The following is a 12919-nucleotide window of genomic DNA, read 5'->3' on the forward strand; positions in this document are numbered from 1 at the left end:
CAGCGTTAAGCGGAGTGTTGTCAGGCCATTACCGATAGGGAGTCTACCTTTACGGGAGTGCGGTTCACGCTCAGAAAGCTTAGTGGTACCTCAGTGTCGAATTCTCTAGTCTCACCAAGAAGCCCTCGTGCCACCATCGCACCAATAGCGGGTGCAAGCTTAAAGCCGTGGCCGCTAAACCCATTGGCTACCCAGTAGCCCTCAATAGCTGTCGGGCCCAGTACCGGGTGCACGTCCTGACGATTGATGGTGTACAGACCACAGTAGCCTGAGGGCTTTGATCGTAGATCTAGGCCGGGCAAACGATGTTGCAGCGCGTGCAGCTTTTGAGCGCCAAATGTGTCGTCGGTTTCCCGCCTGAAATTGTCCGCATCGTCGACGACTTCTTCCTCGTCCGCTTCCAGGATTGAACTAACGATGAGCTGTTGCCCGCGGTTTTGCGTTCGAAAGTAGATGCCTCCCGCGGTATCTACAGTCACCGGAATGTGCCCTTCCAGAGTACTTGGGCGGTCAAGGTGGAACACCTGTATTCGCGTGGGGGTCAGACTCCACGGATGCTCGAAACCGGCCATAGTATTGAGAGACTCGCACCATGGTCCAGCGGCATTGACCACCAGCGCAGTGCTAATGGTCTCGCCATTAGCAAGGGCCAAAGAATGCGTGTCGCCATCTTCTCGCTGCATCGATACAAGCTGCGTGTTGAATCGCAGCTCAACTCCGCGCTCACGCAAGGCGTCCACGAGGTCTTGAGCAGCGCTTACGGGGTCGATGTAACCGCCATCTTTTTCAAACAGATTGAGCCCGCCGTGATCGCAGGGGTGATCGGTTCCCGTGATCAGATCAGGTTGTTGAGTGCAGGTTGCGAACGCGGGGAATCTATCGGATGTGTCGTCGGCACTGAGGATTTCACTGCGGATTTGCAAGTCATCTAAACGCTGATGTTCCCGGTGGGCCCATTCACCGTTATCGCAGGGCATCCATAAGACGCCTTCGTTTTGAAAGCTCGCTCGGGTGTTATCCAGCGTCAGGTACTCTTGCCAGTGGCGATAAGCATTTATCCCGTCGCGAGCCAATACGGTGAGGTCGTCGGCACTATAACGGTGACGGCAGACTGCGGAGGACGCTCCCGTGGAGCCTTCGCCAACGCCTGCTCCTCTCTCCAGAACGAGTATTCGCTGTGCTCCTCGGCGGGCGCACTGATATGCGATGTTAAGGCCAATAATGCCTCCTCCAACGATGACCATGTCGTAATTCAACGGATACAACCTCTTTAACGTGAGACCGAGTTACACGACGTCTTTGCTCGCCCTTTGCTATTATGCCGCCCGATTCTCTGAGGCAACACCCATGAGTGACACAGATTTTAGCGTCTTGCCGCTGTCTCCGGCGCAATTTGAAGCCCTGACTGCGCTGGGTTACGAACGCATGACTCCGGTGCAGGCGCAAAGCTTACCGCTGGTGTTGCAGGGTAAGGATGTCATCGCTCGAGCCCGCACGGGAAGCGGGAAAACTGCTGCGTTTGGTATCGGTCTTCTACAGGCAATCAATCCGCGTTTCTTCGGCGTGCAGGCTCTGGTGCTGTGCCCAACTCGAGAGCTGGCTGAGCAGGTGTCTGGTGAGTTGCGGCGATTGGCGAGCCGTATGGCCAACATTAAACTGGTGACGCTCTGCGGGGGGAAACCCTTTGGTCCTCAGGTGGGTTCACTGGAACATGGAGCACATATCGTGGTGGGCACGCCCGGCCGTATCGAAGATCACCTCGGCCGGAGTACGCTCAGCCTGGATGGCTTGAAGGTACTGGTCCTCGACGAAGCCGATCGCATGCTGGATATGGGCTTTGCCGATAGCATGGAAGCGATCGTTGGGAAGACTCCCAAGTCGCGGCAGACGCTGCTGTTCTCTGCAACCTATCCTGAGAATATTCGTAAAATGAGCGAGTCCATTCAGCGTAAGCCCAGTATGGTTACGGTAGACGAGGACGTCGCGCATGCAGACGAAGTCATCGAGCAATTGTTCTACGAAGTACAAAAGCACGAACGACACACCACCTTGCTCGCGCTCTTTGAGCACTACCAGCCCGCAAACGCCGTAGTGTTTTGTAATACCAAGAAGCAGTGCGACGAGGTGGCTGGTGTGCTTCGTGAGTACGATATTGAGGCAAGGGCGATCCACGGAGACCTGGATCAGCGAGAGCGGGACCAGGTGTTGGTACAGTTTGCCAATAACAGCTGCCCGGTATTGGTGGCGACGGATGTTGCGGCCAGAGGTCTGGATATCAAGTCTCTGGCGATGGTTATCAACTATGAACTGCCGCGTGATCCTGACGTGTATGTGCATCGCATCGGTCGCACGGGGCGAGCAGGGGAGACGGGGCTCGCTATGAGTATCGTGATTCCCTCAGAGACGCATCGCATTCGCAAAATCGAGGAGTTTCAAAAGCAACCCTGTGCCTGTGACACATTGCCGTCCTTGGATCGTAATCCCAATTACGTTCTAAGCGCGCCTATGGTGACGATTCAGCTTGATGCCGGACGCAAGCAAAAGCTGAGGCCGGGCGATATTTTGGGTGCTCTCACGGGAGATGCGGGTCTTGGAGGCACGCAGATCGGCAAGATCTCGATTTTTGATCAGTGGAGCTTTGTGGCTTTAGAAAGAACAGCTTTACGCCAGGCAATGAATTATCTGGCCAATGGTAAGGTCAAGGGTCGAAGTATCCGCGCCCGAAAAGTCCGCTAATACCTTTAACAAACTGTCACCGTCCCCATGGCCATCTTCAGTCGCCGATGGGCAGGGGGGATGGATGCTTTATGGTGAGAAGGCTAAAGCTTGACTCAATGCCTTTCACGCCCGGGAAGCGCAGTATTCCCTGCATCGCAATTTCTGAGAAATGATCCATGCTTTGAGCGACGACCTTTAAGAGGTAGTCGTAAGCACCGCTCATGGCATGGCATTCGATGATGTGCTTTTCCTGAGCAACCCGCTCCAGAAAAGCTTTGGTTTTCTGATCATCATGCTTCTCGAGCTGTGCCTGCACAAAAGCAGTGACCTGTAGTCCAAGGCTTCTTTGGCTGACTACGGCGCTGTACCCGGCGATAACCCCTTCGGATTCGAGTCCGCGAACGCGGCGAAGGCATGGTGACTCCGAGAGGCCCACGGCTTGTGCGAGTTCGACGTTGGACAGCCTGCCATCCTGCTGCAGGGCTTCAAGGATGCGTCGTTCAGTCCTATCAAGACTTTTTAGCATAATTCGCCTCTATTTCTATGTAAATTGGCATACTCAACCATTTTATAACGCTTTATGGCAATGAAAAGAAGGAATCTTTCGCGAGAAAAGCTGTAATCTTGTGCTCCTAATTAGTAGCTGGACAGCTGTTGGAGACCGTAAATGGCAGACTTGTTTGAAAACCCCATGGGGCTAGATGGTTTTGAGTTTGTGGAGTTCGCCGCTCTGGAACGTGGCTTGTTGGAGCCAACTTTCGAAATGATGGGTTTCTCTCTGATTGCCAAACACCGCACCAAAGATGTTGATCTGTGGCGTCAGGGTGGAATCAATTTCATCATCAACTATGAAAAGTCGTCTCCGGCGTACTACTACGCCGAAGAGCACGGCCCCAGTGCCTGCGGTATGGCGTTTAGGGTGAAAGACGCTGCATTTGCTTACCAGCGAGCATTAGAGCTAGGAGCGCAGCCTATCGATATACCCTGCGGCCCCATGGAACTAAAGATGCCTGCGATCCGCGGTATTGGCGGTGCGATCCTGTATCTCATCGATCGTTACGAAGACGGCACAGCGATTTACGATATTGATTTTGAGTACGTCGATGGAGTTGATAAGCATCCCGAGGGTTGTGGTTTCGAGCTAATCGATCACCTCACCCACAACGTGTATCGCGGCCGCATGGACTATTGGGCGAACTTTTACGAGAAGCTTTTCAACTTCCGGGAGGTGCGCTTTTTCGATATCAAGGGCGAGTACACGGGACTTAAGTCTCGTGCAATGAGCGCTCCTGACGGCAAAATTCGTATCCCCCTTAATGAGGAAGGTCGCGCCGGTGGGGAGGGTCAAATCGAAGAGTTTCTTATGAAGTACAACGGCGAAGGCATCCAGCACATCGCCTTTGCTTGTGATGACCTGCTTGCATGCTGGGACCGACTGAAAGCCCGTGGCCTGTCGTTTATGACGGCACCACCAGACACTTACTACGAAATGCTCGAAGGGCGCTTGCCCGGACACGGTGAACCCGTAGATGAACTTAAATCACGAGGCATTCTCCTGGATGGCAGTACCGAGGGTGAGCCGCGTTTGCTACTGCAGATTTTCTCGGAGACCTTGGTGGGGCCGATATTTTTTGAGTTTATTCAGCGCAAGGAAGACGAAGGTTTTGGTGAGGGCAATTTTCAGGCGCTGTTCGAATCCATGGAACGAGATCAAATGGCTCGCGGTGCTTTGGGTACCGATAACGCTGCCTGATCAAGTTACAGCGCTGAGTTGATAGTGTTCATCGAGGAGCTCCCGCACCAGGGGGTTATCAAAACGGCGCTTTAAGGTGATGGCATAGAAGCTCTCTGTGAGAGCTTTAAAATGCTTCGCCTCAACAAGAAAACCGCTGTCCAATTCATCTCGCACTACGATCGGGGGTACGACAGCAATTCCGTGGTCGGCGCGCGCCAGCAATCGGATCATGGCCATGTCGTCTACCTCGGCAACAATGCGTGGACGGATCCCCATGCGATCCATCCACGCGTCAAAGCTGTTACGTATGCTACTCGCCTCTGATGGGAGAATGAGGGGTTGGGTTGTGAGTAATTCTCTGATGTCAGTTTCCGGGGCCACGCGCTCTGGACTGCCCACGATACTTACCGCTTGCTCATCAATCAGGTGCGTTAACCAAGGGATGTCGTGACTGACTGTAGGCGGCGTGTTCACCAGAACAACGTCAAGCTGCAAGTTTTCCAGTTCCTTGAGCAAAACCGACAGACCGTCCGAGCGCACGACGATATCAAGATCATCACGTGTCAGCAGGGGCGACAGAAAGCTCACCTGGAAGTTACGGGAGAGAGTGGCCATGGCGCCGATGCGGATTACCTTGCTGGCTTTAGCGTCGATGCCACTCATACTGCCGACAAGGTCAGCACCAGCGGTAAATATGGTGTCCGCGTAATCCAGCGCTACTCGGCCTGCCTCATTGAGCACCAATTGACGGCCTTTACGATCAAATAGTTTGTGGCCCAATTGTTCCTCCAGCTTTTGTATCTGCACAGATAAGGCTGGTGTGCTGATGTGCAGTATCTCTGAGGCACGAGCGAGGCTGCCTTCATGGGCGACGGTCCAAAAGTACTTTAAGTGCTTAAAATTCAATTGCATAAGATGGATTCTTCACCATATAGGATACTCCAATAGTTAATTTTATATTAACTTATTGGTTAAAACATTCTATTTTTTTATTTTCTAGCGCTTGCGTACAGTGCACCTCAGTCAACCAACTGAGCGCTGAAGTCATGAATACCCCCCTCGCTGTTTCACTCCTACCGCCTCTTCAGATGCTCCTCGCGGCAGTGTTTATCGTTTTGCCACTCACCTGGTTGGGGGCCTCCTTGTTCTGTCGGAAGGGGGATGACTATCGGCAAGCCCGGGCCCGGAAGCTGAGTCTTGTGGGTGGCATTGGAGCTTTGCTTTCAGCAATGGGAGCGATCTTGTATCTCTCAAGCTTTGGGCCGGCAACTTTTCATGCCCCCGGATTACTGGCCGACATCTTCTCTGTTCGTATTGATGCTGTCAGTGTCGCCATGGCCACCTTGGTGAGCTTTGTCGGACTGGTGGTGCTGCGATTCAGTCATAGCTATCTCATGGGTGACGCGAGGCAGGCGGATTTTTTACGCTACCTCATGCAAACCCTTGCTGCAGTCACGCTCGTCGCCATTGCAGGGAATGTCATTTTGCTTGTGGCAGGCTGGATTAGCATGAGCCTTTCTTTGCACCGCTTATTGGTGTTCTATTCCGATCGCCCTCGAGCTCAACTGGCCGCCCGCAAGAAATTCATTATTGCCAGAGGGAGCGACCTGGCGCTCGGCGTTGCCGTAGCCCTCATGATCAAGGCCACCGGCTCTACCGATATAGCGACCATTACGGGGTTAGCGCAAAACGGTGCTGAGTCCTTTCCGGCCGCCCCCGCTCTGCTTCTGGTGTTGGCCGCACTACTCAAGTCTGCGCAGTTTCCCACCCACGGGTGGATCGCCGAAGTCATGGAAGCTCCCACGCCAGTGTCCGCGCTTCTCCATGCGGGAATAGTGAATGCCGGTGGTTTTCTTATTATTCGTTTCGCAGATGTTATCGCCGCCAGCGGAGTCGCACTGTACGCTCTACTGCTCGTTGGAGGTGTCACTGCGCTCTTTGGATCGCTAGTGATGATGACTCAGCGCAGTGTCAAAGGCGCGCTGGCGTACTCGACTGTCGCGCAGATGGGCTTCATGTTGCTCCAGTGTGGTTTGGGAGCTTTTTCCTCAGCAATGCTGCACATAGTTGCTCACTCTCTCTACAAAGCACACGCGTTTCTATCGTCAGGAAGCGTCGTGGATGTGGCTCGCGGTAATGGTTTTGTTGAGAAAGCATCTCCGGTGCGCCCGGGTCTCATCTTGCTCAGCCTTTTGATTGCGGGAGGGATCTTCGCAATCTGGAGTAGCGTGGTGGGCATCACCATCGCGACCAAGCCTGCGATCGTAGGACTTGGTGCCATTCTGGTTTTCGGCGCGATGCACCTGGTTATTCAATCCAGCCGAGACCAGCGCTCCGCGTTGGTGCTCTTGCGGGCAAGCTCAACGGCAGCGGTGGTTGCAGGTTTGTACTTTACGTTGCAGGCAGTTGCTGTGTTGATTTTCGAAGGGAGTGTCCCCACCGCCGGCAGCCTCGACACCGTCCAATTCGCCTTGATGATGCTCATGTTGATTACCTTTGCGTCGGTCACTGTCCTGCAGTGGTATCTACCTTCCGCACGCAGCAACGCACGTTGGCAGGCGTTCTACGTGCATCTGTCGAACGGCTTTTATGTAAACCAGATCTTTAACCAGTTGATCGTGATGCCGCGTGCTAGCGGCGAAGCGAACCGATGATTTCTCGAGAGGATTCCCCCATGACTGCACGAAAAACTGCCACGGTCACACAGCTTCACGGTAATCGTTCGCCCGACAGCAGCGTTATCCACGAAGCCCTATCGAAATCGGTAAAGCGAATTGCGCCGCTATGGTCCCTGGAGCACTTTGTCGCGGTAAATCCGTTTCTTGGTTTCACAGACGAACCCTTTGATCGTGCGGCGAGACGTGTCTCATTGGCCTGCGATGCCCAACTGTTGATGCCTCGCGCGTTCTATCGCGAAGCGCTGGACAACGGCCGTATGCTCACAAGTGATATCGAAAGTGCGTTGCAACAAAGCAGTCATGCAGCTGAAACAGGGCTGAAGACGGTCATGGATGTGCTGCAGCAAGAGCGTGATGTTGATTCGAGTAAGGCCTTGATCAGCTGTGCAGATATTGCTCAGGAGATTAGCGGGCATGATTGGCCTGCGGCCATCGTTGAGCGCGTATCGCATTGGGCATCGGGTTACTTCGACGCGGGGCAGGCAAGCTGGCCGTCACCGTTTCGTGACCTGCGTCCTTTTGAGGCCTGGCGTCGCGAAGCGGCTATCGACTGCACTGATACGGTCATGGGACTAGCTGATGCTCAAGCGACATTTGCTGATCTGCCGGACACACCGGAGGACGTCTGCGAGTACGTGCTGCAAAAGCTCGGGGTGCCCGAGGACCTTCTGGATTTGTATCTCCACCGATTGCTCAGCAGTATTGGCGGGTGGGTGGCCTACGCACGCTATCAGGGCTGGGGGGAGGAGCTTGCCGGAGAGTCTCCCAAGTGGGTTGTGGACCTGCTGGCGATTCGCCTGTCCTGGGAGTTAGTGCTTCTGAAAGAACTGTCTACAGACGGTGCCGAGATGGCGTGGCGGCGAGCTTTGCAGTCGCAGCGTGCAAACGCCGATCTTATGCGCTCTTTGAGTGTTGATGAATCGGTTGATCAGGTACTTCAGGAAGCGTTTGAGTATGCGTGGCAGCGTCAAGCCATCGGCGCTCTAGCCAACTCTCAACCTCATAAATCTGGTGGCGAGGCCAGCGAGCGTCCTTCGGCGCAAGCAGTATTTTGTATTGATGTGCGATCGGAAGTATTGCGGCGGGCCATAGAGACCGCGGGTCAGGACGTCGAAACTTTGGGGTTTGCAGGGTTCTTTGGCCTGCCTATCGAGTATCAGCCACTCGCAGGGGAGGGAGGTGAGGCTCACTGTCCGGTACTGCTATCCCCTGCCATTGCCGTACAAGAGTCTCTGCGGGGACAGCCTCTGGAAATGACCAACCGTTTGTCACGACGCATTCGCCTGCGGAGGCATCTAAGCAATGGTTGGCGAGCGTTCAAAAACTCTGCAGTGTCATGTTTTGTGTTCGTTGAAAGTTATGGCCTGGCCTATGCGTTTAAACTGGCGGCGCACACCTTGGGCATTTCTCGCCCGGAGCCGCATCCTGCTCACCGAGGTTTGCCGCCAAATCTGGCCAGGGATCTGGGTCCCCAGCTCACGCCCGTTGATGGAATAGGCGGAGGTATTGGTATCGAGAGTCAGATCGACTTTGCGCAGTCTATGCTTAAAGGTATGTCGCTCACTGAAGGCTTTGCTCGGGTAGTGATGCTCGCGGGACATGGTTCATGTACGACAAACAATGCCCATGCAACGGGTCTTGATTGCGGTGCCTGTGGTGGTCAAACCGGTGAGGCCAGCGCGCGACTCGCAGCAATGATCCTGAACAACCCGCCGGTCAGAGAAGGACTTAAGGAGCGGGAGATTGATGTTCCTGAGGACACGGTATTCGTCGCCGCCTTGCACAATACGACAACCGATGTTGTGGAGCTCTTTGATCTGGACGTTGTGCCGGAATCCCACGCAAAGGATATTAGTGAATTACAAGACCAGCTGCTGGAAGCTGGGGAGCAGGCCCGTGGGGAACGAAGCAAGCTCTTGGCTTTTGCACCGGGAGCTGATCCGCTAAAAGCCGTGGAAGCAAAGAGCCGCGATTGGAGCGAGGTGAGGCCCGAGTGGGGTCTGGCGGGTTGCGCGGGCTTCATTGCTGCACCTCGCAGCATTACACGAAACATCGATCTCCAGGGTCAGGCGTTCCTGCACTCCTATGACTATCGGCAAGATCCGGACTTCAGCATTCTCGAACTCATCATGACAGCGCCGATGGTAGTGGCGAGCTGGATTAGCCTGCAATACTACGGGTCTACGGTGGATAACAAAGTGTTTGGTAGTGGTAACAAAACGCTGCACAACGTTGTGGGTGGGAGCTTGGGAGTACTGGAGGGGAACGGCGGTGATCTTCGCGTAGGTCTGCCCATGCAGTCTGTGCACAACGGCGAGAAGTTTGTACATGACCCTCGTCGCCTCTCAGTGTTTTTGGCCGCGCCCATCTCGGCGATCAACCGGATTCTGGAAAAACATCCGCAATTGCAGCAGCTGGCGGACAATGGATGGCTGCACCTGTTCGCCGTCTACGACGAAGGCAAGGTTGTCGCGCGATATGCTGGCGAATTACAGTGGGCGTCGGCGAAGCTCGACGATGCGAGCGCGATGGCGGCGGAGTCCTAAGTTTGAAGCAGTTCAGAGATATTCTGGTTTACGCAGAGTCCGACGATCAGGCCTGTCTGGAGCAGGTGGTTGCGGTAGCTCGTGCCCACGGTGCGGCCATCACGGTATGTGAAGTGGTCGAACCGGCGCCGGAAATGCAGGACAGCCGCGGTGTGATCGAGCGGGTAAGTAAACTTCGATGGTCCCGCGCTTTTCAGCGTCTTCGTCGTATCTGTGACCTGTTTGCCAGTCACACGGTAATCGATTACTCCGTGTTCACTGGTGTTCCCTTCGTCACGATCACAGAGCAGGTGGTACAGCAGGACTTTGATCTCGTCGTGCATATTAGCGAGCCGGTGCAAATGGCCAGCGGTATAGGCCTCAACGCGACGGGGATGCACTTGATGCGCAAGTGCCCCTGTACCGTTTGGGCTCTGCACCCCGTGAGGGAGACTCGTAGTAAAGACGTTGTTTTGGCTTTGGATCGCGAAATAGCAAGTGGGACGCGAGCGGCAGAAGCCTTCGCTATGACCCTTGCAGAGGCGGCGCTGGGTTTGGCGCAGACCCGCGATGGTGATGTCCACGTGCTGCACGCCTGGCAACCCTATGGCGCTGAGCTTCTCGATGATGTTGTGCTAGAGCTGTCGGACAGCGAGCAGCAGGTGTACCGAAAGCAGCAGCAGAGCGATAGCGAGCAGTGGTTTAAGCGAATTGTTCAGCGTATCGAGAGCATCGCTGAGGATCCGCTGCGCGTAAGAGCGCACCATGTGGAGGGTATGGCGGTGCCCACAGTAGCAGGGCTGGTGAAGCACACAGATGCAGGCATGCTGGTGTTGGGTACTGTGGGAACTTCAGCTAATCCCGGCGTGCTTATTGGCGCGACCACCGAATCTATTCTCGCTGGCGGCAGTATCCCTGTACTAGCGCTTAAACCACCGGGCTTTGTGTCGCCCCTCATGCTCGCTCGCCAGTCTTAATTAGCACGACGATCTGCTGATAGCTTATGCCACACTAGGGGTAGGCTGTAGTGGAGAAGAGTAAGTGTTGAAAATCACGGTGGTCAGTACGCGTGCAGACGCTCTCAAAGAGGCGTTTGAAGGTGATATGAGCTGTCGCGTGCCGGCGGACGTTGAGCTCTACTTTCATTCCGATTCAGAGTCTCTGGAGGATGAATCACTCGCCGCCGAGATTGCTCTTGGAGCTCCCGATGTCCTCGCGCCGCTGTTGGAGCGCATGCCTAAGTTGCGCTGGGTGCAGTCTACCTGGGCTGGCATTACTCCGTTTCTTGAATGCCCCCGTCGTGATTACCAACTGACTGGAGTCAAAGATGTCTTCGGCGCTAGTATGAGCGAATATGCCCTTGGATGGGTGCTGGCGATTGAACGATCGGTGCTCAGCCATGCCAGTGCCAAACAGTGGCAACCGAAGATTGATCGCGGCCTGTCAGAGCTCCGAGTGGGTATCGCAGGGGTGGGAAGCATTGGTAGCGCGGTCGCCTGCGCCTTCACTCCGTTTGTACGGGAAGTCCGTGGCCTCAATAGCGATGGCCGATCAGCGCCCGGATGCAACTCGTGTTTTGCGAGGGAAGATCGCCTGGCCTTCGCAGAAGATCTGAATGTGCTCATCATGATTCTTCCGGACACGCCGGCTACGGATGGTCTTGTAGACGCTGCTGTGCTTGATCGACTGGCGCCGGGGGCAATTGTGATCAATGGAGGGCGCGCGAATTCTCTGGATCTATCGGCGGCGCTGAGTGCCAAAGCATCGGGTCGATTGAAGGCTCTGGTGCTGGATGTGTTTCAGGACGAGCCTTTGGGCGACGATGATGCCTTGTGGAACACGCCCGGGGTTTATGTCACTTCGCATACCGCTGCGCCAACGCGCTTGGACAGTATCGTGAAAGTGTTTCTGGATAACTTGCAGCGCTATCAAAAGGGTGATGCATTGCAGGGGTTGATAGACTTCGATCGTGGCTATTAGCCGGGTCTTAAACTCAATGCGTTAGTGGCGGTCACCCAATCGTCGGCCCCTTTGATTCTTTCGCCGATTCGTTTCGCCAGAGGTTCCATAGAGTTCGGTTTGGAGGCCGATGCCAATGCGACGATCCTCGTCGCTATTTCCGCGCCGATCCAGGTGATGGGTAAAGCTGCATTGGCAATCGCGACTATTACAGCCCTCTATCGGCAATGATGGCGCCGAAGACTTCAGGTAGCGCAGATTAGAAGTTTCAAAGGCAGCGGCACAAGAATTTGGGCAGGGCTTTATCGAGACCGCAGCATAGGGGCCAGAGGGGGCCTGTTGAACGCTACCCTTACCCGTGGACTTCCAGGGCTGCTTGCGCCGGTTGCGTCGGTTGTTTTGAAGGTGCTTCTTTTTGGGCCGTCGCAGTAAGATGGCTGCGACACCTATGAGGGCGACAAGACCAAGAATCAGTAAAACCATAGGTTTCCCTCGCTCGACATCGTCATCCTCTCACCGTCTTGGATAACTTTTAAGCTATGGATCAAAAGCCGGGGTGCATATCTCTTGCACCCCAATGTGTGACCTAGGTCACAGTTTTTTAGCGGTTTCGTCCCAGGCGCTCATGGGCATCGACCCATTCGTTTTGCCGGGTCTTCTTGTCAACGCGGGTCGCTGCGCCCAGTGAAAGTTCGCCCGCAACCACGAGAGCGGCTGCAATCTCAGCAAGTTTCAAAGCTTTTCCTTGGCCGTGACAATCCATCATTTTTAGACACTCACGCTGCGTGGGCAAGTTGGTCCCGCCGCCGTAGCTGGCTACGATGAGCGCTGGAAGAGTGATAGAAAAATGGTAGTCGCCTTCGCGGGTCACACGGTTGTAGGTCGTGCACTGATTGGATTCCCCGATATTGGCGATATCCTGGCCTGTCGCCAGATAGAGCGCAGCTAAACCGTTCGCCGGATGCGCCGCATTATTCGAGGAGTTCGTGAGGAACGAGGCGATTGTGGTGATGCCCTGTCCGTAGTGCATCGCTTCAGGGGTGATGCGCAAGTTGCGCTCCAAAACTTCACGGGGAATGGTGATTTCTGCGGTAACGCGCTTGCCGCGGTTCTTCAGAAGGTTGACAGAGGACGTGCGCTTTTCTGTGTCGAAGTTGCCTGAGAGAAGGTAGTTCTTTAATGCTGGGTAGTTCTCGCGGATCCATTCACAGGCCACGAAAGTCGCTCGGCTGGTCATGTTCTGCCCCGCCGCGTCACCCGTACTGTAGTCAAAGCGCGTGTACACAAAATTGTGCGCGCAGTAG

At 54.8% G+C, this 12919-nt stretch carries 10 protein-coding genes and 1 pseudogene; 6 read left to right on the top strand and 5 right to left on the bottom strand.

The features are described 5' to 3' along the window. Positions 1–20: 20 nt before the first annotated feature. Complete coding sequence (locus tag AB8B76_RS08615; RefSeq protein ID WP_405271701.1) at positions 21–1256, bottom strand: NAD(P)/FAD-dependent oxidoreductase; 1236 nt, start codon at positions 1254–1256, stop codon at positions 21–23. Between the two features lie 91 nt (positions 1257–1347). Between AB8B76_RS08615 and dbpA the strand changes: the two genes are divergently transcribed. Then, positions 1348–2736 (top strand): ATP-dependent RNA helicase DbpA, encoded by a 1389-nt coding sequence (gene dbpA, locus AB8B76_RS08620; RefSeq protein WP_405271703.1) that lies wholly within the window; start codon positions 1348–1350, stop codon positions 2734–2736. Between the two features lie 37 nt (positions 2737–2773). On the opposite strand, the gene AB8B76_RS08625 is transcribed toward dbpA, so the two are convergent. Beyond that, positions 2774–3244 carry an Lrp/AsnC family transcriptional regulator gene (locus AB8B76_RS08625; RefSeq protein WP_405271705.1) on the bottom strand — a complete coding sequence of 157 codons (471 nt, stop codon included), beginning with the start codon at positions 3242–3244 and terminating at the stop codon, positions 2774–2776. 141 nt (positions 3245–3385) lie between these two features. On the opposite strand from AB8B76_RS08625, the gene hppD reads away from it, so the two are divergent. After that, a complete protein-coding gene (hppD, locus tag AB8B76_RS08630) occupies positions 3386–4471 on the top strand; it encodes a 4-hydroxyphenylpyruvate dioxygenase (RefSeq protein WP_405271707.1) in 1086 nt (361 codons plus the stop codon). Here the strand turns inward: hppD and AB8B76_RS08635 are convergent, their stop codons facing one another. Next, positions 4472–5365: a LysR family transcriptional regulator gene (locus tag AB8B76_RS08635; protein WP_405271709.1), complete on the bottom strand. Its 894-nt coding sequence runs from the start codon at positions 5363–5365 to the stop codon at positions 4472–4474. It lies immediately after the preceding gene. Between the two features lie 134 nt (positions 5366–5499). Here AB8B76_RS08635 and AB8B76_RS08640 point away from each other — a divergent pair, with 134 nt between their 5' ends. The 4 genes from AB8B76_RS08640 to AB8B76_RS08655 all read left to right on the top strand — a co-directional run bounded on the left by AB8B76_RS08640 (position 5500) and on the right by AB8B76_RS08655 (position 11636). Continuing rightward, complete coding sequence (locus tag AB8B76_RS08640) at positions 5500–7107, top strand: NADH-quinone oxidoreductase subunit L (protein WP_405271710.1); 1608 nt, start codon at positions 5500–5502, stop codon at positions 7105–7107. A 20-nt stretch (positions 7108–7127) separates the two neighbouring features. Continuing rightward, entirely contained in the window at positions 7128–9677 is a 2550-nt protein-coding gene (locus AB8B76_RS08645; protein WP_405271712.1) for a YbcC family protein, read from the top strand. Positions 9678–9679: 2 nt separating this feature from the next. After that, positions 9680–10633 carry a universal stress protein gene (locus AB8B76_RS08650; RefSeq protein ID WP_405271713.1) on the top strand — a complete coding sequence of 318 codons (954 nt, stop codon included), beginning with the start codon at positions 9680–9682 and terminating at the stop codon, positions 10631–10633. A gap of 64 nt (positions 10634–10697) precedes the next feature. Further along, positions 10698–11636 (top strand): NAD(P)-dependent oxidoreductase, encoded by a 939-nt coding sequence (locus AB8B76_RS08655; RefSeq protein ID WP_405271715.1) that lies wholly within the window; start codon positions 10698–10700, stop codon positions 11634–11636. 21 nt (positions 11637–11657) lie between these two features. Here the strand turns inward: AB8B76_RS08655 and AB8B76_RS08660 are convergent, their stop codons facing one another. Continuing rightward, positions 11658–12098 carry a hypothetical protein gene (locus AB8B76_RS08660; RefSeq protein ID WP_405271717.1) on the bottom strand — a complete coding sequence of 147 codons (441 nt, stop codon included), beginning with the start codon at positions 12096–12098 and terminating at the stop codon, positions 11658–11660. A 118-nt stretch (positions 12099–12216) separates the two neighbouring features. Continuing rightward, positions 12217–12919 (bottom strand): annotated as a pseudogene (locus AB8B76_RS08665) (hydroxymethylglutaryl-CoA reductase); the annotation flags it as partial.

The sequence above is a fragment of the Congregibacter sp. genome (genome assembly GCF_045107095.1).
Classification (GTDB): domain Bacteria; phylum Pseudomonadota; class Gammaproteobacteria; order Pseudomonadales; family Halieaceae; genus Congregibacter.